This is a genomic window from Dictyobacter formicarum (assembly GCF_016587435.1).
Window position 1 is genome coordinate 136537 of the sequence record NZ_BNJJ01000012.1, and the last position, 25278, is coordinate 161814.

Annotated in this window: 18 protein-coding genes; 8 read left to right on the forward strand and 10 right to left on the reverse strand. The window is 50.0% G+C overall.

All coding sequences use genetic code 11. The annotated features are described in order from the left end of the window. Window positions 1-11: 11 nt before the first annotated feature. Window positions 12-2081 carry an alpha-amylase family glycosyl hydrolase gene (locus JMI88_RS21360; RefSeq protein WP_201363997.1) on the reverse strand — a complete coding sequence of 690 codons (2070 nt, stop codon included), beginning with the start codon at window positions 2079-2081 and terminating at the stop codon, window positions 12-14. A 303-nt stretch (window positions 2082-2384) separates the two neighbouring features. Here JMI88_RS21360 and JMI88_RS21365 point away from each other — a divergent pair, with 303 nt between their 5' ends. Together JMI88_RS21365 and JMI88_RS21370 are read left to right on the forward strand one after the other, a co-directional pair. Next, window positions 2385-2897, forward strand: a complete 513-nt coding sequence (locus JMI88_RS21365; protein ID WP_201363998.1) for a protein-tyrosine phosphatase family protein — start codon at window positions 2385-2387, stop codon at window positions 2895-2897. Window positions 2898-3019: 122 nt separating this feature from the next. Beyond that, the gene (locus tag JMI88_RS21370) at window positions 3020-4117 is read left to right on the forward strand and encodes a WD40 repeat domain-containing protein (RefSeq protein ID WP_201363999.1); all 1098 of its coding nucleotides are present in this window, start codon (window positions 3020-3022) and stop codon (window positions 4115-4117) included. Window positions 4118-4183: 66 nt separating this feature from the next. On the opposite strand, the gene JMI88_RS21375 is transcribed toward JMI88_RS21370, so the two are convergent. Further along, on the reverse strand, window positions 4184-5497 hold the full coding sequence (locus JMI88_RS21375) for an MFS transporter (protein ID WP_201364000.1): 1314 nt from the start codon (window positions 5495-5497) through the stop codon (window positions 4184-4186). Window positions 5498-5812: 315 nt separating this feature from the next. Between JMI88_RS21375 and JMI88_RS21380 the strand changes: the two genes are divergently transcribed. From JMI88_RS21380 to JMI88_RS21400, 5 genes are all read left to right on the forward strand, one after another. Continuing rightward, a complete protein-coding gene (locus JMI88_RS21380; protein ID WP_201364001.1) occupies window positions 5813-6457 on the forward strand; it encodes a PadR family transcriptional regulator in 645 nt (214 codons plus the stop codon). Window positions 6458-6573: 116 nt separating this feature from the next. Further along, window positions 6574-7815, forward strand: a complete 1242-nt coding sequence (locus JMI88_RS21385) for an FAD-dependent oxidoreductase (RefSeq protein ID WP_201364002.1) — start codon at window positions 6574-6576, stop codon at window positions 7813-7815. Between the two features lie 498 nt (window positions 7816-8313). Then, on the forward strand, window positions 8314-9552 hold the full coding sequence (locus JMI88_RS21390) for a hypothetical protein (RefSeq protein WP_201364003.1): 1239 nt from the start codon (window positions 8314-8316) through the stop codon (window positions 9550-9552). A gap of 230 nt (window positions 9553-9782) precedes the next feature. After that, a complete protein-coding gene (locus tag JMI88_RS21395) occupies window positions 9783-10031 on the forward strand; it encodes a hypothetical protein (RefSeq protein WP_201364004.1) in 249 nt (82 codons plus the stop codon). 156 nt (window positions 10032-10187) lie between these two features. Continuing rightward, window positions 10188-11168, forward strand: a complete 981-nt coding sequence (locus JMI88_RS21400; RefSeq protein ID WP_201364005.1) for an amidohydrolase family protein — start codon at window positions 10188-10190, stop codon at window positions 11166-11168. A gap of 70 nt (window positions 11169-11238) precedes the next feature. Here the strand turns inward: JMI88_RS21400 and JMI88_RS21405 are convergent, their stop codons facing one another. From JMI88_RS21405 to JMI88_RS21435, 7 genes are all read right to left on the reverse strand, one after another. After that, window positions 11239-12528 carry an MFS transporter gene (locus JMI88_RS21405; protein ID WP_201364006.1) on the reverse strand — a complete coding sequence of 430 codons (1290 nt, stop codon included), beginning with the start codon at window positions 12526-12528 and terminating at the stop codon, window positions 11239-11241. A gap of 142 nt (window positions 12529-12670) precedes the next feature. After that, window positions 12671-15763, reverse strand: a complete 3093-nt coding sequence (locus tag JMI88_RS21410) for a winged helix-turn-helix domain-containing protein (RefSeq protein WP_201364007.1) — start codon at window positions 15761-15763, stop codon at window positions 12671-12673. A gap of 187 nt (window positions 15764-15950) precedes the next feature. After that, window positions 15951-17009: a glycoside hydrolase family 43 protein gene (locus JMI88_RS21415; RefSeq protein ID WP_201364008.1), complete on the reverse strand. Its 1059-nt coding sequence runs from the start codon at window positions 17007-17009 to the stop codon at window positions 15951-15953. 118 nt (window positions 17010-17127) lie between these two features. Further along, window positions 17128-19275 carry a glycoside hydrolase family 2 protein gene (locus JMI88_RS21420; protein WP_201364009.1) on the reverse strand — a complete coding sequence of 716 codons (2148 nt, stop codon included), beginning with the start codon at window positions 19273-19275 and terminating at the stop codon, window positions 17128-17130. A 3-nt stretch (window positions 19276-19278) separates the two neighbouring features. After that, on the reverse strand, window positions 19279-20202 hold the full coding sequence (locus tag JMI88_RS21425; protein ID WP_201364010.1) for a carbohydrate ABC transporter permease: 924 nt from the start codon (window positions 20200-20202) through the stop codon (window positions 19279-19281). A 1-nt stretch (window position 20203) separates the two neighbouring features. Continuing rightward, entirely contained in the window at window positions 20204-21148 is a 945-nt protein-coding gene (locus JMI88_RS21430) for a carbohydrate ABC transporter permease (RefSeq protein WP_201364011.1), read from the reverse strand. An 85-nt stretch (window positions 21149-21233) separates the two neighbouring features. Next, window positions 21234-22622 carry an ABC transporter substrate-binding protein gene (locus tag JMI88_RS21435; RefSeq protein ID WP_201364012.1) on the reverse strand — a complete coding sequence of 463 codons (1389 nt, stop codon included), beginning with the start codon at window positions 22620-22622 and terminating at the stop codon, window positions 21234-21236. Window positions 22623-23042: 420 nt separating this feature from the next. Between JMI88_RS21435 and JMI88_RS21440 the strand changes: the two genes are divergently transcribed. Next, window positions 23043-24086, forward strand: coding sequence for a LacI family DNA-binding transcriptional regulator (locus JMI88_RS21440; RefSeq protein ID WP_201364013.1), 1044 nt, complete (start codon window positions 23043-23045; stop codon window positions 24084-24086). A 26-nt stretch (window positions 24087-24112) separates the two neighbouring features. Here the strand turns inward: JMI88_RS21440 and JMI88_RS21445 are convergent, their stop codons facing one another. Continuing rightward, a complete protein-coding gene (locus tag JMI88_RS21445; protein WP_201364014.1) occupies window positions 24113-25255 on the reverse strand; it encodes a hypothetical protein in 1143 nt (380 codons plus the stop codon). Window positions 25256-25278 lie beyond the last annotated feature (23 nt).

Here is a 25278-nt window from a genome sequence, read left to right on the forward strand (position 1 = left end):
TCACTCAAAGATCAGACAGCGGCATAGACTTTGGCTTCCCAGGGGGAGATGGGCTCGCGGCCAGCTTTTTGGCGGGGAACTGTACGATCCTGCGTAACTTCATACCAGCGCATCCCTTTTGGTAATTGCGGCCAGTTATTGATAACGTACTCGGAACGTTTGTCCTGGGCATTGGGAGTCATATAATCGCTAAAGTTGGCCACGATCACCACCATATCTCGACTATCAACCTGACCTCGCACCCAGGCCATGACGCGCTTTCCTTCAGAAAAATCACTGTGGATGAAGGTTGTATCGTTGGTCCATAATGCCTCGTAATAGGTGCGCAGGTGCACCAGTCGCGTCACATGGTCCACGATCCGCGCCCGCCAGGGATCGTCGCGGCGCTCAAAGTTTACAGCATCCAGCTGCTTATCGGGCCCCTCAGCAGGCACATCGTGCTGGTCGGCAAACTCTTCACCGGCAAAGATCATCGGCACACCCACGGAAGTAATCAGGCAGCTAAAGGCCAGTTTGATACGTTGCTCCTTCTCGGTAATCCCATTATTCTCCAGAAAATCGTAGAGACGTTCATTACCATAACCTTCCACATCGTGCGAGGTCACGTAATTAATCGCTTGTGAGCCATCGCCATAACCAAGTAAGCGGCAGTCAACCATCTTCTTGACGGTATACTCAAAATTCTGCTCATTGGGATGATTATGACCCATGATGGCGGCCCGCACATAGCGCTTGAAGTATTCATTCCACAGGCTATCGATGCGCTGCTGATGAATCAAGTCCAGGGGCATAGCCAGCTCTTCGCCCGTGGCCAGGAAGCGTGCGCCCGCATGCTCAGGATTGTGGCCCTGCTCACTCCAGCGCCCCTGATAAATACGATGGCCAATATTTTTAAAATGCTGAACAAAATCCCAGCTGGCAATATTCACGATACTATCAACGCGCACACCATCGATACGATAGAAGCGCATCCAATGGTCGAGGTAAGTAACCATAAATGCGCTGGCCGGCACCAGCTTCTGCTTTTCGCCCGAGAACGGATCATACGTTTCAACTTCATGATGATATTTGAAGAGGTCGCTCCCAAAACCATCGCGCCGCACACCATCCGCATATTCCTCTGGATCTCCGGAGTTGGCCTTAACAAAGAAATCAGGAAAATTGATTGAACGATAGGGATTGCGGGCCGAAAAAGCCATTACCACATCGGCAAAGAAGCGAATACCCATCTGGTGACAGGCGCGAATCAAACGCACCAGTTCAGTCATGGGCGCGGATTTGCGATCTTTGCCATAGATACCAAGGTCATGATCAGCGGCCAGATAATTGGAGGTCGCGTACCCCCAGCCACCTCTGACAAAACTGTCTGCCGGTGGCAACAATTCCAGGGCTGTAATACCCAGATCGCGCAGGTGCGCTCGTCCCTCCTGCAGAACAGCAAGGCCAAAGAAGCTAAAAGGAACTGCCGCCGGATCTACCAGAGCCAGCACATCACGGAAGGTACCGGCCGCTACCATGACGCCACCTTCTTTACGCGTACGAGCCCAGGACGTTGGTAACTCATAAATAACGAGCTGTGTATTGACTGGTAGCTGCGCCAACGGCGTATCATGGCGCCAATCAGGCTGCTGTCCCTCAGGATCGCACGGCAGCAGTTCACCATCCTTATACAGCGCGACACTGGCAGGATAGCGATCCTCCTCTCCAAACTCAGGATCATCGGGACGAGGAGCCAGCAAGCGCCAATCGACACTCATAGCAAAAGGATCGGTACAGAGAATGCGCGGATGACTATTTTTATACAGATTGCTATCCGTTACCTCAAACCAGTAGTGATATACTTTACCATTCTCAAGCAGGCATTCTTTGGCTGCAATATCCCACAAATCAGGCCCCTTTGCCGAAGGAGACAATGGAAATGTTTGTGCATGCGCAAACGTCGGCGGATCACCCGGTACAAAGCTCCCAATTACCAGTTTAGGAACTGGATCGGTCACGGCTGGACGCCATAACGCGAAATGAGTTTTCTTATGCACCAAAAGATCTGCCGCTTGCTGCAATGAAACTTTGGCTGCTTGCATGAATGAATTAACCTTTCAAGTCAGATATCCTTTATAAACTCAGCTTATCAAGAGAAAAAAAATCGTATACAGACTCTATCCTTTTGTAATATGGAGCACAGCCATAAATAGCGTCAACATAGGTACAATTGGGGGGATATGGATAACTACACGAGCGCTAAATAAAAAAATCCTTGCCAGAAATGAGCAGGTGATGTTATACTTCATTCATCTCCTTAGATAAATCTTCAGCTGATACCTCCTTTATCTCCAAACAACTCACATTGATCGCAGTATTCATTAGTACAAGGAGGCTCCCTATTTATGCAAGCACAATTATATTCTATTCAAGGGTTATCTACCGGTCATATAAGCATTGCTGCTCGTCCACGCGGTGGCGATTGGTTGATTGATGAAATCAAAAACTTGCGCGAGGCCGGAGTAGATACGCTGGTTTCGTTACTAACCGAAGATGAGGTCAACCACTTTAAGTTGCATGAGGAAGCAGCATATTGTCGAGAACAAGACATCAGCTATTGTACTTTTCCAATCGAGGATCGCTGTGTGCCACCTTTTTCTGCTTCGACATTCGCCTTTCTCACAGAACTACATATGCAATTTAAGCAGGGAAAACATATCGCCGTGCACTGTCGTCAGGGGCTTGGCCGGGCCGTGCTGATTGCCGCCAGCCTGCTAGTACTTAATGGCATTTCTCCAGAGCAGGCATTTGAGCAACTGAGCAAGGCCAGAGGATATACGGTTCCCGAAACTGAAGAGCAACGTGCGTGGGTAATAACATTTGCCCAACAGCGTCAGCACCTACCTATCCCACTGTAACTGATTCTATTAATAATATATATTGAGTCATTACAAGCAAACAAATGTACGATTTGCTTGTAAACATATGCATCCATCGATATAATAAGAAACATTACAGGCAAGGAGCAGAAAACGTACGCATGGATAAGCTACAGTCGCAAAGGATTGCGCCGCTGCCTCTCTTCTATTCGTATGCTGATGTGGACGAGGATTTACTCAGATCCCTTGAAAAACACCTCAATTTGTTACAAAAACAGGGCTATATTACTGAGTGGCATCACCATAAGATTCTGGCAGGGGACACAGCGAGCGAGAAAAATGATGCGCAGTTCGCAGCCGCGAAAATAATCCTTTTTGCGCAGTTCGCAGCCGCGAAAATAATCCTTTTTGATAGAGTCAATGCGGTAGCCTGGTCCCCTGATGGTAAAAAGATAGCCTCGGGCGGCTGGGATCGCTCTGCTCAGATATGGGATGCGACACATGGAGACTTACTCTTTCCAATATTTAGCAATTATGGAGTCAACAGAGTTAGCTGGTCTCCTAATGGAAAACTAATTGCCCTGAATGACATATTGAGTGGTGTATACATATTTGGTACCACTAAATTACAAAGTCCTATTCAAGCATTTGACATCTCAGCACCATCGCAATATATAGCTTTTGCGCCTGATAGCAAAAGGGTAGCGGCCTCATTTAGCACTGGCGCAGTGAATATTTTCGATATCACACAAAAAACGCCACTGCTGGAATATAACGGACATCACAAAGCCGCGTGGGGGATAGCATGGTCTCCCAATGGCAAGTATGTTGCTTCGGGCTCCGCAGATAAAACAGCACAGGTATGGAATGCCGATACAGGCGCGACGCCCTTTACTTATAAGGGACATACGAACGTTGTAAATAGCGTGGATTGGTCGCCAGACAATAAATGGATAGCTTCGGGATCAGACGATGGAACGATCCATGTATGGGATTCTCAATCTGGTCAGCTACTGGTCAGATATACACAGCATGCTGGGGCCGTTAGATGGGTAGCATGGTCTCGCGATGGTCAATATATTGCCTCGGCCTCCGACGATACGACAGTACACATCTGGAAATTTGATCAGAACAAGACTTACTTTACCTATAGAGGTCATAGCGCACCAGTCTACAGCGTCGCCTGGGCGCCTGATAGTAAACGCCTGGTCTCAGCGGGAAAAAAATACGAAGTAAAGGTGTGGTTTGTATTACGCTAGCTGTCAGCGTGTATAAAAAGGTGGCCGCTCCCTTTTATCGGGGAGCGGCCGCGTTAGACATAATTATTATAATTTTTCGGGAGAGAGGGACTGCTTGAGGTTGTCTTCAGCGGGCCCACGCTTGATCCATCCGATCAGTGCAGCAATCAAGCTGATCGATGCATTGACGACCAGGGTTATTGAGATGCCAGCCACACCAGCCAGCCAGCCGGTAAAGAGATTGCCGATCGGCGTGGTGCCGTTGAAGACCAGCATATAGACGCTCATCACACGGCCACGCAGGTGGTCGGGAGCGATCGTTTGCAAGGTCGTATTGGCGGTCGCGGCAAAGGTAATCATGCAAAAACCGGTAAACATAGACAGGCCCAGCGATAACAGGTAGTTATGCGAGAGACCAACCAGGCCGAGGCCGATACAGAACATGGCTGCTCGCGTCAGCATTTTCTTAAAACTGGGAGCTTTATTGCCAGTAGCCAGCAAGAGTGCACCAATCAGGGCACCGATGCCGAAGGATGACGAGATCAAACCAAATCCCTGCGCGCCTTGATGCAACAGTTCAGTGCTGACCAGCGGCTCAACCACATTAAAATTAATGCCAAACAGTGAAACGACACCCACCACAGCGATAATCAAGAAAATCGCCGGTGTCCGCCAGACATATTTCAGACCATTATTCAGGCTCTGGAGTGGCCCGATAGGAGTTGCAGAAGCCTTACGCTGCACAGCAAAGAGTTTGGTTGGATCAAGTAACAGCAAACTGGCCAGGACTGGAATAAAGCTAATTGCATTGCCCAGGAACAGAGGTCCTTCTCCAAAGCGCGCAATAATCAACCCGGCAACGCCAGGTCCCACAATCTTGGCCATATTAAAGACTGATGAGTTAAGTGCCACTGCATTGGCCAGTGAATCACGTCCAACCATCTCCACCACAAAAGATTGGCGCGTCGGCATATCCAGAGAATTATTGATGCCTAACAGAAAAGCCAACACATAGATGTGCCATATTTGTATTGTATGAGTGATATAGAGAGTGAATAAAGTAGACGCCAGTAAACATGCAAACGTTTGTGTACCTAAGAGCACCCTACGCTTGGGTAGTCTATCGGCGATTACTCCGCCGAACAAAGTAAATAACAACACCGGCAAAAATTGTAGAGCGCCAACCGTCCCCAGGGCCAGGGAGTTATTGGTTAGTTGCAACACCAGCCAGGCTTGCCCGGTGGTTTGCATCCATGTGCCGATCAATGAGATAAACTGCCCAAACCAGAATAATCTGAAGTTACGCTGACGTAAGGCGGGAAACATGCGTAAGAATTTCCCGGTTTGCGGTTCTAATAAAGAACCAGAGATTTGAATATTATCTTGCTTGGTAGTTTGCATTAAAGAGGTTTTCCGATCTATAGATTTTTTTTGTTTGAATATAATTTCCGCTATACGAACCATCCTTTTCTATTCTTAAAAGAATAGCGCGAATTAATAACGACATGAGTGCCGTCTACAGCTTTGAATTTCAAAATGATCGTGATGAATTGAGGCAAAGTTTTCCACCACGCTTTAAGTATACAACAAGATTAACGTTAACGTCAAGGTTATTCATTGCGCTATTACTCTCGCTTCCCTTGACAAAACTATATCCGATATCGTATATACTAATTAGTATATACGATATCGGATATCATAGAAAGAATACCAGGTATGACAAAACGTAAGTTATCTAACCTGCTGGCGCTGGCCGTGTTGTCTTTGCTCACCGAGCGGCCCATGCATCCTTACGAAGTTTCGGCAGTGATGCGACAACGCGGGCTGGCCGATAGTATCAAGCTCAACTATGGCTCGCTATATTCTGTCATCGACATGCTGCTGCGCGAGGAACTGATTGTGCCGCAAGAAACACAGCGCGAGGGGCGACATCCTGAGCGCACTGTTTACACCACAACCGAGGCGGGACGTACTGAGTTTTTCCGCTGGCTGCGCTCACTAATTAACACGCCCGCTACAGAATACCTCCAGTTCGCAGCAGGCCTGTCTTTCCTGGTGCACTTCTCTCCCACGGAAGCAACCGGACTACTCGAAGAACGCACGCAGCGTCTCCTGGAGAAGATCCGCGCCAAACGCGCCGCCATCGATGAACAATTACAGCACGGATTAGACCGGATCTTCCTGGTTGAGGACGAATATGCCTTGATGCTGCAGGAAGCCGAACTCGCGTGGGTGCAACGACTTATTCGCGAGATCCAGGATGGAACACTGACAGTGTTCAAAGATGGACAACTCGGGTGGAAGGTGCTCCATCCAGAATTCGCGCTCACATATAGTGAGGCAGAAATGGAAGAGCAGTAAACATTTATCGCGCATAGCAGAGGTCTTGAGAGCATCAACAATATGCCAGCATAAGTATGCTGATTACCCGAAATAATGTGTCAAAGCGAATATAAAGATCATAAAGAAGGAGCATTATGACCGTGCAGAACAGAAAAGCTCTGATTATTGGCTGTGGGATCGCTGGACCAGTCGTCGCTATGTTCCTGCAACAAGCAGGTATCGAGGCAGAAATTTATGAGGCCAGAAACGAGCCTGCTGACCATGCGGGCAGTTTCCTGAACATGGCCTGTAATGGGCTTAACGTGCTCAAGCCGCTCAAACTTGAGGATTTGATTTCCCGACAAGGTTCTCCCATTCCTCGCATGATCATGTGGAACGGGCAAGGCAAGCGCCTTGGCGAGGTACACAATGGCGCCAGAGCAGAGGTGGGAGCACCAAGCGTAGTCATCAAACGAGCTACCTTACAAAAAGCTCTACGTGAAGAAGCCATGCGCCAGGGAATCAAGATTACATTTGGCAAGAAGCTCCAGGACTTGCAGCCGGACAAGCAAGGAGTAGTCGCCACCTTCACGGACGGCAGCACAGCCTCCGGCGATTTCCTGATTGGCTGTGATGGCGTTCACTCTCGCACCAGCCGGATCATCAATCCCAACGCTGCCACACCGCAATACATCGGCCTGATCAGTACAGGAGGCTTCGCCCAACGCTCCACCTTCTCCCCCACACCTGACACCCAGCACTTCATTTTTGGCAAGCGAGCCTTCTTCGGCTATCATGTTGGCTCAGCCAGCGAGATCTACTGGTTTGTCAATTTTCCCCAAAAAGCAGCCCCTGCGCGGGGAGATATAGAGATGATTGAGAGCGACAAGTGGCAAGAACGCATGCTGGATCTCTTCAGCGATGATCTGCCTCTCATCTCCGATATCATCCGGGCCACCGATAGCAAAATCATCGGCTACCCCATCTATGATATCTTCACGCAACCCATCTGGCATAGAGGACCGGTCGTGTTGATCGGCGACGCGATCCACGCAGTTTCACCAAATGCTGGACAGGGTGCCTCGCTAGCAATGGAGGACGCGATAGTCCTGGCAAAGTGCCTGCGAGACATTCCAGACCTCACACAGGCATTCGCGACCTATGAGCATCTACGTCGAGCGCGCGTCGAGCGCATGGTCCAATACGCACGCAGACTGGGTCAAGGGAAAATCATGACCAATCCGGTTCAAGTATGGTTCCGCGACCAGATGATGCCCTTCTTCCTCAAATACGCCGCCAACCCCAAAACGCTCGACTGGGGCTACGCATACAAAGTAGACTGGGACGAGCCCGTCCAGGCCACCCTTCCTTCCAGACAACCATCACTCTCTCGCTAGCCATCTCCACCTCTGTCCTGGCCTGTTAAATCCGATCAGGCAGGACGAGGATGAAAAAAATCGGCCGTAAGAGACAATATCTCTAATTACACGAAAATAATAAGATAAAGCCACAATAAAGGCGAAGATCGTAGGTGCGCCCCTTGCGGGCGCTTTTTCCTTATTCGCTCGAAGAATGATCAATAATGATGTTGTGCTCGATTTAAATTGCTCCACATCGTTTTTCGGATGCGTTTGCGAATGGGAAACAAACAAGCCCCGCAAGGGGCGCATCTACGATTAAATCGGGTGAACCAACAATTATGAGTGATCACATCGATACCAGCCCCTAACAATAATATGTAGATAACATATAGATAATACGTAGATAATGTTTTTGGTGTATAATTATCTGGAGCAGCAAAATATATTTATATTTTTAATTCTTTCCTTTGCTGCCAGGAAGATTTCCACCCATTAAGTCATGGACAGTTTTTGTTTAGTTAAAAGGAGCTTAACATGCAAAGACGCGTTCTTCTGGCCCTTGTAGCTGTGATCTTATTGGCACTGGTCGGTATTGGTTCTGCGTATGCCACACAACCGATTATCCACACAAACCAGCATCCGGCACCGATTAAAGACACAGATACAGACCAGGAATCACTCCACCCGAATGCGCTCAGCAGCACCGGATCTTGTGGAGTAGAACGATGGTCAGTCAAGACCGGCACGGATGCCGATGTTAGTAAGATCAATCTCCAGTCTACGACCCCGACCACAATTGCCGCCTTATCTGCGTTAACCGCACCCAGCACCTTACCATCCAACAATCGTATTCAGCCGACCGAGACCACTGTATTTCAACTGCAAGACACCCTGACTCAATACAAGCTTGAGACTGATTCCGACTATCACCTGATCCTTTCCGACAGCTCTGGCAAAACCATGATTGTCGAGATTCCTGATCCAGCTTGCGTAGGTTCCTCCAGCCCATTGCTATCAAGTATCCAGACAGCGCGCTCAGAATTTGATGCCCGCTACACGCCTACTAGCTCTTTTCAGACCGCAAACGTGCCTGTAACAGTGAGGGGTGTAGGATTTTTCGACTTCCTGCACGGCCAGGCAGGCGTTGCACCCAACGGCATCGAGCTACACGCAGTACTCGATATTCAGTTTGGGACCGGCGGGAACCCAACGCCCACACCAACACCGGCCACGACGCCAACGCCCACACCAACACCAGCCGCGACACCAACACCAACGCCAACGCCAATTCCTGGTGGCAGCAATATCCTGACCAATGGTGGTTTTGAGAGTGGTTCAAGTTCGTGGACGGAGAGCTCTTCTGGCGGCTATGAGATCGTCGATAACAGCAATCCCCATACTGGTGTCAATAGTGCCTACCTTTGTGGGTACAACAATTGTACCGATACGATCTATCAAACGGTCACGATTCCATCCAGTGCCACGAAGATCACCCTGAGCTACTGGATCTATATCAGTACCAATGAGACAAGTACTACAACCTGCTACGATTACTTCCGTTCACGTCTGCGTACAACCAGTGGATCAACGATCTCAACGGTACAGACGCGCTGTAATCTCGACGCGCAAGGTTGGACACAATATACGTTTGATGTAACATCGGCACTGTCAAGCTATAAGGGTCAGCAGGTTCAGGTCGCCTTTTTAGGCACCACCGATGCCTCGCTCACTTCTAGCTTCTATGTGGATGATGCTGCTCTGACGGTACAATAAGCAATCATTCTGGCAGTCCATCGTAGAAAGTGTAGTTAGCAAACAAAATATCCATATATAGCCTCATCATTATAGGGGGGAATATATATGGATATTTTGTCTATATGCTATCTGGGAACTTCGCCTCTTTTACTATTCACTGGTAAACTTCTATGTGATATAGTAGAGGCAGAAACATAATGCACCGGCATCTTTTACCTGCTCACTGTTGAGAAGGAAAGGCGAGGAAGATGAAGATGAATAATACCTTCGATACACTACAAACCCTCTTTTCCCAGGACCTACAAGCATTACAACAACTACGAAGACGCGGATGGTTTGTGCTCCCTATGTCGCGTATAGTGAAAGAGGAGCATATTGGCCGCTGTTGCTTTCTGGCTGAAGAATTCCTCGATTGTGAAGAGTTAAGCGTGCTTAAGCGCGAATTAGGACTCAGTGAGCAGCAATGGAATGCTTATAAAGCAAAGATCTCGCAGTAGATAAATTACACATAGCGTTCCTGATAGATGCAGAAGTTTATTAATAAGATGCCGCGCTCCAGCAGATTTATTTTCCGCATGCAGCATCGATTACCAGGCTGCGCCCGGAACTTCAGAGAAGCTAAAGGCTGGCGCGCAATACCTCGAGAGCTGCTTATGCGTACAATTGCGATTGAAGAACATTTTCTATCGATTGGCTTTAAAGTGGCTATGCATCGTACCCCCACCAGGCAAGGTGCCAATCCAACGCCAACCATGATACCCAGGATACAGGATAAGCTAAGTGATCTTGGCACAACACGTCTAAAGGATATGGACGCCAATGGCATTGATCTACAGGTTATCTCGCATACAGCCATGGGCGAGTTGTCCATTTCCAACGACCAGGAAATCGAGCTGGTGCAAAAGGCCAATAATCAGCTGGCGGCTGCCACCACCGCATATCCAAAGCGCTTTGCGGGCTTTGCTACCCTACCAATGAGAAGTCCGGCCGCCGCCGCAGATGAATTGGAACGCGCACTACAGCTGCCCGGTTTTAAAGCTGCCATGATTAACGGCACGACCCAGGGACGCTTCCTAGAAGATCCTCGATTTCTACCGATTCTGGAACGAGCCACCGCCCTGGAGGTACCGATCTATATTCATCCAGGCGAACCGCCCGCAGCAGTAAGAGAAGCCTATTATAGCGGCTTCGATCCAGCCATCGCATTCTCATTAGCCACGGCGGGCTGGGGCTGGCACTCAGAAGTAGGTCTCCACGCCCTGCGCTTGATCCTGGCGGGTGTATTTGATCGCTTCCCCGGGCTACAAATCATTATTGGACATATGGGAGAAATGCTTCCATTTATGCTGGATCGCATCAACAACGTCGTCACACCGCTGGCCAGGCACCTCAAGCGACCAGTTCCGGAATACTTCCTACACAACTTCACCATCACTACCAGCGGATTCTTTTCAGATCCACCACTATTGCTCGCCCTGCAGACGGTAGGGGCAGATCGCATCATCTTCTCTGTGGACTACCCATACAGCAGCAATGAACAGGGGCGCGCCTTTTTAGATCACGCAGCCATCAGTCCCTCAGACAAAGAAAAAATCAGTCACCTGAACGCTGAACGAATCTTGAAGCTGAAGTAACAACAATACATTAGCAGCAACCAGAACATCATCGACAGCCAAAAAGCCCACGCCGTTGTGGTCCAGGCAATCACTTTTCTGCTGGCGCTTCTTCGCCCAGGTGCTCATGGGTGCGCATAACAGAGACGACAGGGATAACGGAAACTATAGCTAGAGCAATAATCAGCACACCGAACCAATATGGTATCGCATGCCCAAACTGCTCATAAAGGACGCCGCCGCAGAGAGGCCCAATGATCATCGCCAGCGACTGCATGGATTGGTTGGCCCCACCAATCAAGCCCTGTTGACTAGGCCCGGCCAAACGCGAGGACAGGCCGCGCAAAGCATTTTCGACCAGGCCACCAGCACCAGCGAAAAGAATCACACCTGCCAGCAGCAAGAGAGGCGAAGCAATAAAAGCAACCGTGCCCATCAGCAGATAACTGATGGCCACCAGCGCCAGCGAGCCAATACCCAACTTGATATCGCCAAAGACCGGCAGCAACTTACCAAACAATACACCCTGCACCAGGATATCGACCACACCAACGACCGTCAGGACAAGTCCAGCGCCACTGGCATTCCAACCCAGACTATCCTTCAACAAAATGGTCAGGTTGGATTGCAAGATCGCAAACGGGAAAGCATAGAGGAAACCAGCCAGCAACAGCCAGCGCAGATTAACCATGCTAAAGACATTTACCATTTGTTTGAGTGGATTTAAATCATGCCAGTGAATGGTAGTGATACGTTGCTCTTTGTGTAAACTCTCAGGCAGAAAAAAGAAGCCCCAGACGATGTTTAACAGAATAATGGCAGCGGCCACGATAAAAGGAGCGCTATAGTTGATGTTAGCCAGCAAGCCGCCAATACTGGGACCAAGGATGAAACCAACGCCCGCGATACCTCCGGCCATGCCAAAGTATTTGCCGCGCTCCTCAGGCTTCGTAATATCGGCAATATAAGCAAAAAGAACGCTAAAGTTGCCACCGGTCAGACCATCGATAATACGACCCAGGAAGAGGAGCCAGAGCGCGCCTCCCAGTCCAAAGAACAGATAACCAATAGCCGAACCCAACAGGCAGATAAACAGGACAGGGCGCCGACCAAAGCGATCGCTCAGCAAACCCAGGCCAGGAGCCGCGATAAGCTGGCAGATACCATAGATTGAAATCATCCAGCCAACAATAACCGCCAGGTTACTGGCATTGCCCAGATGCTGCTGCGTCATAAACGGAACCACCGGATTGATAATCGTCATCCCCATGGTGTTAAAAAAGGCCACGACAAACAGAAAAAAGATAGCTTTACGGCCAGGCGTGGGAGTCATATCATCCACAGACTCCTGTTGAGGCGTCAAAACTTTGTGTGTGCTCATAAGAAAGATTTACTCCAATCTGCTCATACTCTTGTGTTGTGTTCTGTAACTACCCCAACTTTAGCTAGCAGATGGATGAGCCCACATCCTCCAGGAGGATGAAATGCTGGATGATTACATATCAATCTGGAGATGCGCGCAACTATAAGAAATTCAGCTGACTGGCAACGCTACTGGCCTCAACACGGTTATTAACATTCAACTTGCGATAAATACTCTGCACCTGACTGCGTATAGTATTGACCGAAACCACCAACTCACTGGCAATTTCAGCATTAGAATTGCCAGCAGCCAGCAGACGCAGCACTTTTTGCTCCTGTGAACTCAAAATTTCTTGTGGAGCCAGCGCGTTGACCGCCATTTCGGATTCACTTTCCTGCGCAAAGGCGTTGAGGAGACGTAACACATAAGCGTGGAGTCCTTTTTCATGGAGATGAGAGGCGCAATGGCGTAAAAGATGGGCCAGTTCTTCACCTTCATCAAGAAAGAGGCGTACATAGCTTTCGGTATAGGTGCTTCGCAGTACCTGGTGGAGCTGCTCGTGCGCCCTGGCGTATGCTCCTTGCCGTGCATAAGCCAGCACTAATACCACCTGAACCTCTAGCCAGAAGTAGGTATGGCCCGTTTCCTGCGCACTGGCAGCCAGATATTCTAGCTGCCCGATCGCTGCCGTCACTTCTCCTTCAGCCAGTTGGAGGCGCAACTGGAGCAGTTGCTCACGCTGGCGCTGCAAAAGGGGAATGTTCGCTGAGCGTCGTTCAATGCTATTCAACCAATGTTTAACCGCAGCTAGATCACCGGCAGCCAGCTGGATGCGGGCCTGGACAGCCTGAACCAGGCGTGTAAGCTGATAGCTAAAAGGTGACGAGAAAACTGGCCTACGCGCCAGCCACGCAGTAAGCCGTTGCTGGGCCTGGCTATACTGGCCACGGGCCTGCTCAATCAGGGCCAGACTCAAAACGGCTCGTGCCTCAAACTCTTCCACATGCATGCGTTCACCAATCTCCAACACCTCGTCAACCGCCTGCTCGGCCTCATCTAATCTATTCCATTGATAAGCGATCTGCGCCAGCGCCAACTGAGTATGAGCAATATCATCATAATCCTCATAAAGCCTGGCCTGGCGCTGCATCTGCAGGTATTGTTCCGATGCCAGCAAGAGCTTACCCTGCTCAAAAACCACCCAACTCAGCATCCCGATCGCCGCCCGAACATAGGTAAGATTATGCTGCTGCTCACTCAGCAACTGAGCCTCAAACAAAAAATCGTAGGCACGCTCGAGATGACCATCAAAGGCCTCACCCATCCCTACCACTGTCAGGCTCAAATTGCGCCATAGCTGATCCTCCTGCGGCAACCAGGCCAAAGACTGCTTCGCCCAGGTCACAGCCTGCAGCAGCTTTCCCTCTTTCCGCGCCTGCAGCGCCCGTAAAGCAAACACCTCGGCCAGTTTAGCCGTATCATTCACATCGCGCCAATACTGCTCAGCCAGACGAAGCAGCTGATGTATATACTCCTGACGATCAGGGGCTATAGCCTCCTCATAGGAAATAAAGAGCAAGGCTAGCGCATAATTTAAACACAACTCGGGATGGCTTTCCAGCTCGCTAGCGGGCAAGCGTCCCAACCAGTGGCACAGGCGATAATAGTCAGGGATAGTTGGAATGTTGGCCTGTCGCTTCTCTTCCAGAAAACGCTCAATCAGCCTGGCTGCACGGATAGGGATCTCAGCATTAAGTGCCATATCAATCGCTTCAACAACAAAAGCATGTTCTTCATACCATAAGCTGGCCCGCGCCATCAATTGGCGCAACTGCTCATCACCCAGGCGGCGCCGGGCCTCTTGTTGCATAGCCTCAGCAAAAAGGGGGAGATAGCGCGCCCATTCGCCTATCCCATCGAGGGGAATCAAAAAAAGATCGCCCGCACGCAAGGTTTCTAGCAGGCGTGCACTGTCCTGGCGCTCCGTGATAACATCGCACAGTGTAGCGGTAACGCGTGGCAAGATACATGTTTGCAGCAAAAAGGTCTGTAGCTCAGGCGATAAGGTATGCAAAATTTCGTTAAGAAAATACTCCTGCACATTCCAATAGCTACCAGCAACGTGCGCAAGCAACTGCTCCGCTTCCTCCTGATGGTACTCGGACCGGCGCAAAGCTCTAGTCAACAGACGCAAGCCGGTCGGCCATCCTTCAATCCGTGCGTAAATCTGGCGCAACAGCTTTGGCGAAAGCACAAAAGGCAGTTCCTGCTCAAAAAAAGCTTTGGTTTCCTCCAAGGAAAAATTTAAATCAGGTGGATAGATATCTAGCAATTCGTTACGCGCCCGTAAGCGGGCCGCGTTAAAAGGGAGATCGCCACGCATCAGGATAATGAGGTGAAATGAAGTCGGCAGATGATCCAGGAAAAAATTTAAGCTGGCGATCACCTGCGCGGAATGGATAACATGAAAGTCATCCAGCACCAGGGTGCATGGTTGCTCAAGCTGGCTTAACTCATTAAGCAAGGTGGTCAGCATCATTTCCAGCGGTTTAAACGGCGGCAAGCGATGTGCCTGCAGCAACTCCAGGGCCTCGCGACCAACATCAGCGCGCAACTTCTGACAGGCTGCAATGATATAATGCCAAAAACGAACCGGATCATTATCGCTCTCATCCAGCACGAGGCTGGTCAGGCCAAAAGGAGCAGGATGCGTATGCGTGTGATGCGCGATCCACTGGCCAACTGTGGTCGTTTTGCCATAACCTGCCGAACCCGAGATAAAGGTTAACTTGTAATCCAGACTCTTGTCGAGCAAGGCCAGCAGCTGTGGGCGAGCAATCAGTGATTTTGGGAGCAGCGGTAGCTGCAACTTTGGCAATAACAACGACTCTAGCTGAGGCGCACGTGCCAGCGTAGTCTCTTGCTCCCCATGCGTCAGCAATTCAGCAATCGTTTCCATCCGCTCCATGCTCAACTGAGTGCTGGCCCCAACATAGCGTTTAACCATCTTCGCGCCATGACGTTGATACGCATACCAGTAACCATCTCTACCGCGAGTACGTTTCTCCTTCAGCAGATTTAACTGTCCATGGCGACCATAAAAAGCGAACGCACGCTGCCCCTCCAACCATGCCAACCACTGCTGCCCATCACCAGTTAAAGAAGGCAGAGCGTCATCCGCCGCTGGCCCAGTCAAAACATAGGCAGTTCTCTCCTCCGACCAGCTCACTTTATAGCGTGCACTCTTTGGCATCAGCAGATCAGTCTTTCTTTTTGCTACCCAACTATTTTATGGATGATTATAAACCACTCTCAAATTGAACACAAGTGCTCCCCAACACATTGAGGAGCAAAAAAATAACGATGTGGGTATCCCTTCTTACACAATGAGAAGGGATACCCACATCGTTATCAAAGAGAGACAATAAAATTGCTATAGATTATTCACCGGAAGGTGGCTCCAGAGGAGTCTTTACACTGACAGGAGTGCCAAAATTGGGAGTACCATCAGCATTCCAGGTGAAAGGCTGAGCACGTACCTCACGTCCAGCATAGGTGAAGTCCGCAGTTGTTTTAGCGTGATACACCATCCAGGATTGCTTCCCATCAGGTGAAGTAGTAAAGTGGGCACGACCAGGACCAAAGACACCGTTATCGCTATTATATTCAAAGACCGGCCCCTTTTTCTGCCAGGAACTACGCTCAAGCGGGTCCCCACCCTGGTAGGTCATCAGACCCAGGCAATAATTATAATTGCCTGTATCACTGGCTGAATAGACAATAAATGTTTTGCCATCATGATACAAGGCTTCGGGACCTTCAGCCACCGGATAGTCGGAGCGAGCCTGGTAGCCCTGCTCCCAGGGCTGATCGGGATCAATAATTAAACGCGGCGCCCCGTTGACGGTCAGTGGATCATGCATCGGGGCCAGGTAGGTAGCATTTGTACCTTTCTCCAGCACATACATCAAATAGAGTTGGCCATGCAACTGTAAAATTGAAGCATCAATGGCAGTTGTATTGTCGGTACCGGTCAGCTGGCCTTTATATGTGTAAGGTCCCAGCGGATCTGACCCCTGGCTCTGCAATACATAAATACGGTGATCTTCGTTCTTATCGGTAAGGGCCGCAGTAAAATAAACGAACCAATGACTGCTTCCTTGATAATCTAACAAAAACATTGAAGGCGACCAGACCTGGAAAGCAGGCTCACCAGGAGCCGGACTCCAGATGGTCTTTGAGTCCTGGCCCACATCTTCCAGATGCGGCGCATGCCAGATTTCCAGTGAATTACCTGTATGTGTGCCAGTTAAATAGTAGCTGTTATTGTGATAGACAATAAAAGGATCAGCCACAGGGGCTAATGGATTGTGTAGAGAGGCAACCGATTTTGACATAGATGCAGTCGACGATGCACAGGCGGTCACGAAAAAGCACAGCATCCACGGCGCAAGGAGCTGAAAGACGCGCCGCCAGCTTTTCTGTCTGCCAGAAGCCATATGCATCTTTTCCTTTCATGAAATAGGGTGTAGAGAGAAGCGCAAACGTAGCAAAGCACACTTCTCTCCAAACCAGGTTAGATAGAAGGACTATCTATGTGTTGGTCCTTAGAAGAGTTTATTCGTTGTTTACCTGCGGGAGATCTTTCTCAGAGAAGGCATAGCCCTCTCGGCCAGGCTGCTGCTCAGCTTGCGCCTCGCTAGCTGGCGCAATGTCTAGAAAAGCATAGGCACAACTATGCCCATGCCCATCCAGCAACTGCACGTGCAGGCGTCCACTTACCTGTGCAGATGGCAATGTAAAGCGCAATAACTGCGGAGCAGTAATCGTGTATGGCTCTACCACATCATCTAAATCCAGGTGACTCGCATGAGCACTATCGCTTTCCCACCACCAGAGCAACTGGCCACGAATGGGTAGAGATCCCTGGTGCGAGATCTGGTAAGGGATTGCCAGTTCAGCCTGATCCACAATATAATCCAGGCCAGGCTTATGCGGTACCAGGTCAAAAATAATGACCGTATCGGCATTTACCAGTTTGGGATCGTAGCCCAGTGGCTTGAGCTGGCGCCAGGCGTTATAGAGGCCACATAACTCATATTCAACATCGTAGAGCTCGGTATAAATATAACCACTGATAGCAGCATGACGCCGAAGCTCCTGCGTTTGCCAGCGAAAATACCAGCCACGTTCTTCGTCAGTACTGCCTGCACCATACTCCCCATTCAACAAAGGAAGATCTTGCTGCTCATGGCCGGTTACGCACAGCTGCGTTTCATACCAATGATCCACGCCCAGCTGATGGCCAAACCAGGTAGTATTGTCGCTAGCCAGAGCCGCCGTCACATCACGCCAGCGCTGATTATCATTATCATAATAATGCCAATCCAGCACATCGGTCTTGACATGATTCCAGCCGGAGTCATCGATAATGGGACGACTATGATCATGGGCGGCCAGCAGATCATAAGCTCGAATCACCGCTTGCTGCTTATCCACATCCTGGCCGCTGCGCCAATCCAGGCCCCACTCTTCGTTATAAATACCCCAGAGAATAATAGAAGGATGATTATGATCGCGCGCCACCATTAACGGCAACTGCGCTTCAAATATAGCAGCCGCCTCCTGAGAGAAACGTCCATAACAGGGGGGTTCAGCCCAGACCAGCAGGCCCAGGCGATCAGCCCAATAGAGCCAGAGAGGATCTTCTAACTTGATATGCTTGCGCATCAGATTAAAGCCTGCCTGGAGAGCGATCTCAACATCCAGGCGCAGAGCATCATCATTGGGCGCACTATAGCCGCTTTCCGGCCAATAGCCCTGCTCCAATGCGCCGCGCACATATAGTGGCTCACCATTCAACAATAATCTGTCGCCCTGCGCCTCAATCGAACGCAAACCGGTATAACACTTCACTTGATCAACACCAGCACTGCTTACCAGTTTGACCGTCACATAATAGAGATACGGGTCCTGCGGTGTCCAGCAACGAGGCTGTTCAACAGGCAAAGTCAACCGCACAACACTATCATGAACAGGCACCTGTTGCTCCGGCATACCGTCAATCTGAACGGAAAGAGTGGTATCAGCCAGAGACTTACCCCGGAGTTCTACGCAAGCTTCAATGGCCGTCAACCCCTGGGATGGTGACAGGCGCACATGCTGGATAAACGTCTCTGGACGCCCCTCCAACCAGACCGTCTGCCAGATACCACTGCTGGCCGTAAACTGACATTCATAGTAGTCATCGTTGGGACGGCTACGCTGCTTACCATGTGGGATAGATAGCTTATCTAACGGCGCCTCAACCCGCACAATCAGCTCACCACATCCATCGCGCAAAGCATCGGTAATATCAAAGCAGAAGGGCAGGTAGCCGCCACGATGCTCGCCGATCCACAGACCATTCACCCACACCTGGCACAGATAATGCACCGCGCCAAAGTGCAGGATGGTCCGCTCACGCGCCCATTCCGCAGGACACTGTAGACGCAGACGATACCAGCCAACCGGCAGCCATTCCTGTCCAATCCCCGAAGCCGCGGTCTCCCAGGCAAAGGGAACCTGAATCTGCTGCGTCCAATTGCCATTGCCAGGCTCTTCCCAGCGCTCAGCCAGCCCCTGCTGTTCAGGATCAGGCGAAAAATCCCAGGCGCCATTTAAGCACAGCCAGCGATGCGAACGATCAAAATCCGGACGAGGATAGGCCGAACGCTGCCCATACGCTAGTCGAGACCTGTTTTCTTGTTCAGAATATATACCCATAATCTATCCTTTGACACTCCCAGCCAGCATGCCGCTGATAAATTGACGCTGAAGCGCGATAAACAGAACCATCACCGGAAACGTCGCCACCGTGCTGGCGGCCATAATCATACCCCAGGCATCGTGTCCCGTTGTACCCGGACTCGAATTATTAATCTGGGTCGCCAGGTTAGACAACATCACCTGCAAGGTTTGCATAGAATCGGAACCTGTAATAATCACCGGCCACACAAAATCGTTGTAGATACCCAGGAAAGTCATAATCGCCAGCGCGGCCAGCGCAGGCCGCATCAGAGGCAGCACGATGCGCCAGTACATGCCGAATGGGGTACAGCCATCAACCCTGGCCGCCTCCAACAGCTCATCTGGCACATCCGCGATCTGCTGCCGCGTCCAGAAAATCGCGAAGGCATTGACCAGTCCGGGCGCAACCAGGCCCTGGTAGGTATCCACCCAGTTGAGGGCTCCCATCTCCAGCAAGAGTGGAAGGATCATCGCGATCGCGGGCACCATCATGGTCGAGAGCACAAAGGCGAACAGGAATTTCTTGCCTCGGAATTGAAACTTGGCAAAGGCAAAGCCGGCCAGCGGACAAAAGAGCATGGTGGCTCCGCCCTGCAGCACCAGCACAATAAAGGTATTTTGAAACCCGACCCACATCGGCACGGCAGCAAGCAAAGCAGTATAGTTGTGGAAAGAGAGCGTATGCAGATCCAGCCCCAGAGGGGTCGTCGCGATCTCGCTACCCGGCTTCAAGGATGAAACAAACATCCAAGCCAGCGGGAAGATCGTCACCAATGCGGCAATCACCAGAACTATATAGGCCAGCAGGCTACTGAACCGAAAGTGACGGCGGCGTATATCCGATGAGCCCTTGAGCACCTGGCTAGCCGCCTTTTCATAGGACTGTGAAGTTGTAACAGCCATCCTACCTCTCCTCTCCAGCCTGCAAGAAGCGCAGCATAAACAGCGAAAGCAGGACCAGTAAAATTGTCAGCAGAAACGAATTGGCGGCGCCGGTACCAAAGTCGGAATTGGCGATATAGGAATTGAGCAGATAACCGGCGGTTGTGGTTGAATTATAGGGGCCACCATTCGTCAACACCTTTGGCTCAGCAAACATCTGCACCACGCCCAGCGTACTAAAGACAATCAGGAAGCCAACGGTGCGACGCAACAGAGGCAGCGTAAGCGAAAAGAACTGCCGCACCGCACCAGCGCCATCGATCGAGGCGGCCTCGTAATATTCAGCCGGGATCGCCTGGATCGCGGCCAGCATTGTCAACACCGCAAAAGCGCTCCCACCCCACAGAACCAGCAGGGCCAGAGTGGGCTTGGCCCACTCACTGGTCGTCAGCCAGCCGATCGAGGGTAGATGTACTATATGCAAGAGCGTATTGATTGCCCCGAAATCCTGGTCGAACAGCACCAACCAGACCTGGACAATCGCCACCAGCGGCACCACATATGGCAGCAGCATAGAGGTACGGAAAAAACCGCGCAGACGTAGTCCGGGCAAGGACAGCAGGGCCGCCACTACCACCGCCACCAGCACGCGCACCGGCACAATCAAAAACCACAACACGGCCGAATTTCCCAGCGATTGCCAGAACGAACTATCCGTCAGCAGAAAGGTATAGTTCGCCAGGCCGATGAAGCGTGGATCAGCATCCCCATGCCAGTGGGTAAAGCTCAAAAAGAGCGAATAGAGAAACGGAAAGAGCGAAAAGGCGCAAAAGAAAATCACAAAAGGTGCGATAAATAGATACGGCGAGAAGCTACCGCCTAGCCAGCGACGCAACCGTTCCAGCAGCGAACGAGAAGGCATAGGAGAAGGGGTAGCAGAGCCTGGCCGGGATGTAGCAACAGCCATCACAGAACTCCTCTCTGAGAGTAAAGAAGACCCATCGTGTGATGGGTCTTCCCCACTAACCACCTACGGACAAAGCAGCCAATGATTACTGGCGAGCAATCAGCTTGTTCTGAATATCATCCGAGGATTTCTGAAGCACCTGCTGCGGCGTCAACTGCCCATCCAACAAACGCTGAACATTGGTGCCAAAGTAAGGTACAGCTTGATTGTACCAGGGGGCAATATAGAAATTACCTGGAATATCTTTGACAGTACTGGTAACGGTTTGCCATAGATTCTGGCCGCCCAGACCTTCAGAATTCTTATACAATTGTGTGCCAAGCGCAGGCAGATAAGATGGAATCGAGGTATTGATACCACCAGGATAGATCTTATTGGGGCCATAGACAGAGGTATAGCCTTCTTTACTAAAGACCAGGTGCTCATAGAAGAGCCAGGCCAGATGAGGACTCTTAGCCTTTTTCGGGATAATAAACGAGCTACCACCCATGACAGCGGCCCGAGTCCCACCTTTGGTCCAGGCAGGTAGAGGCATCGCGCGCCATTTCCCTTTGGTCTTCTTGAAGAGTAGATCTGGACCATACACGGCCCAGACGGCCCAGGGATAGAATGCGACCTGATTATTCTCGATCGCCGCAACGTCGCCAGGGCCATAATATAGGGCACGTGTTCCCAGGTTCTGATCGCGCACACTCTTCAAGAAATTCATAATATTGAGGTAAGCAGGTGAATTAATCTGCAGTTTGCCATTAGCATCAACCATGCTGGTACCCTGCTGATTAGCAAACATCTCAACCCAGAGTTGGGTCAGGCCAGGATCCTGTTCCAGATGAATCGGCTTACAAGAAGGGCCAAATTTCCCCTGCACCTTTTTGGCAGCCGCAATCAAATCATCATAGGTCTGGATCGATGCAGGGTCTACCCCGGCTTCCTGCAACATATCCTCACGATAGTACAACAGACCAGGATCTAGATCCCAGGGGATACCAACAATACGATTATTATGGGTATTAACACGCAACTTAAACGGCACAATATCTTTGACATACGGCTGAATCCAGTCCGTAATATCATAGTAATGGGAAGCCAGAGTTGGAAGATTGTTATCCTCATAGAAGGAGCCATCCGGTACATTGACACCGGTATTGAGGGTGGTAGGCAACTTTGCATCAACATCCACTGATACATGCTTCACCTTAATCTTAGGATACTTTTTGTTGAAGCTCTCAATGGTTGCATCAAAGACCTGGAACAGATCACCCGAGCGATCCCAAATAGTGACGGTACCTTCGGTCGCGGTCGCATTACCAGTAGCCACGCTAGCAGTGGAAGGAGAACCGCAAGCCGCCAGCAGACCACCAGCAGCAGCAAACGCGCCAACAGCAGCAGAGGACTTAATAAAAGAGCGACGAGAGATCGCATACTGAGATGAGAAGGTATCAAATTGTTTAAGGGCATCCAGTTGTTTTGACATCCGTGTTCATTCCTTTCCTCAACACGAGAAACGTTGGAAAGTTGCATGCGACAATGCATAAATAAAAATGACGTGTCTAAATAAAAGACAAACTCATACCTATGTCCGGACATGCACTAAAAATGTTGTCATGATAACATTTTTAGACAACGAACCATAGCAAGACAAATAAGGGTTATAAAACAATACGATTCGACACAGTTCCAGCTGAGTTCGTTCAACGTTGAACTTAGTATAACATCCAAAAAACGCATCTGTCAAGGATCTAAAGTGGCAAATTTATCGACAGAATAGAGGTACTCAATAAAGCACAGAACGCTTAAAACAAAAAAGCAAGCAAGTTGACATAGAGGAAATGAAAATGCTACTATCATTATAACAAAGCTATAGTAGAGTAAGAGAAAGAATAAAGAAGCAACCGTGACAGTACATTTGAAAGACATTGCGGCTTATACTGGTGTTTCTATTAAGACCGTCTCCAATGTCGTAAACGGCAACTATGAGCACGTGGGACCGGAGACACGGGCGCTGGTATTGGATGCCATCAAAAAAATGAATTATAAGCCGAATAGCGCAGCCCGCCATCTGCGTAAAGCGCAGGTTAGCGTACTAGCCTACGCATTCCCCGATCTTACCAACCCTTACTTCGCCGATATCGGTAACGCCATCGCCACCGAAGCCGCCAGGCTCAACTATACTGTTCTCCTGGATTATACTTTTTCTGAACGCGACAAAGAGCTCAATATACTGACAGGCATGAGCCCACATCTCATCGATGGATTAATCCTGGATTCACACGCACTGGATGTAGAAGACATACGCCAGATCAAATCCAGCGGCCCAATTGTGCTGCTAGGGGAAAGGCTCTTCGGCGCCCCATTTGATCATGTGCTCATCGACAATACAGCTGCCGCTTATAGCGCGACCAGGCATCTGATCGAGGCAGGTAAACGTAAAATCGCCGCCATCGGTGTACAGAAAGCACGCAGTGAAGCTCCATCGCTACGTTTACAGGGTTTTATGCAGGCCCTGACAGAAGCTAATCTGCCAATAGATAGCTCACTTTTAATGGACGGCGGACTCTGGCACCGGGCCGATGGTGCCTCTGCCATGCAAGAATTGCTCAAGCGCAAGCGCGAAGATTGGCCTGATGCCATCTTCTGCTTCAACGACCTGATGGCCCTGGGAGCAATCTCCGTGCTAGGAGCCGCCGGGTACCGCATCCCAGAGGATATCGCCATCATCGGTATCGATGACATCGAAGATGGCCGCTATGCCAATCCAGCACTCAGCACGATCGAGCCAGACAAACAAGAGATGGCCCGCATTGCCGTACAGATGCTGATTGAGCGTATTAAGGGCCAGCGCACACAACCGCCAGAATCAATCTATGTACCATTTCGCCTGCACGCGCGCACCAGCACCCTTGGTCGACAAGCAGCAAGCAAAGACTATAACAGCTAACCTCTCAGGACAATCCGGAACATCGGCTAATTTGTTCTGGGCGAAATAAGAAAGACGCAGTGCCCGGTATGCGTTTGAGCGCTACATTCAACCTCACGGATATCCCACTGCTGCTCTTGTTTCACCAGACGCAGCATAAGGTCAAACGAATATTGCCATGGCATACACAAAGGCTGCTCAGCACCCATCACGCTATAAACAAAAATGTTGCTATAGAACACAAAGATAAAGGAGCCATTGCCAAAGCGCTTCCATTCAGTCAGCTTTTCGCCGCGCCTGTTATCAATTTCGTTCGTCAAGATAGTAAGCAGGGTACGCATAGTGCGATCGGCGCCAATAACCTTAGGAATCTGCTGCATAAGAAAGAGAAAGATGGCTTTTTGCAAGGTATCAGCTTCAACTTGCCCGGCCCAGCGATACACCTGTTGCAGAGGCTGCATGGGTGCTGAAAACATCACCGCCCGCATCAGCAATGCAAAATATTGCGGAGGAATCGTAGATTGATCGACAGCAGGCGGCCACTGTTCTTCTTTACAAAATTGCGCCAGACCAACATCGGTCAACAAATAATTCCATTGCTCGGGAGGTATCACCTGCTTCGCCGCCTTCAACTCCAGATGCAAATGCGAAGAAAACGATCGTTTAGAACGGGCCACGCGTATTTTAAAACCAAGCTTCGGCAACAACTCTAGAACCATTGTATGCTCCGCTGTCTTCAACGGTATCTGTGCTGACGGCAGAAACTGCCAGATGCGCTTTAGAATCAGACTATTCGGCGGCGAAATACAATGCATAGTACTTGAAATCGTGTCCTCAGCCGACAAAACCAGGCCATCGGGAAGATAAATAGAGGCCAGCGGCATAACAGGAATCTCTTGCTGTAACTCCATAGTCAAACGTTGTAGAAAACGTGAGAAAATAGGACTTGTCGTCTCCTCCTGTTGACCTAGCAAGATTAGTCGCGGAACGAAACGCTCTTTCAAAAAACGACCGAAAGCCTGATAGGGGGTGGAGGTAACAATCGCTCGTAGACCTGCCAAAGTAAGAAGGCGAGCCAGATATTGGGAACGAACCTCGTCTGAATCTATGATTAAAAGAACGTGTTCACGTGCTTTTTTCAAAACTTTAGCAGAATCAACCGAAGGTGGCTCACCTGGTGCAAACGCCATATACTAAGATTTGCCCTTTCTCA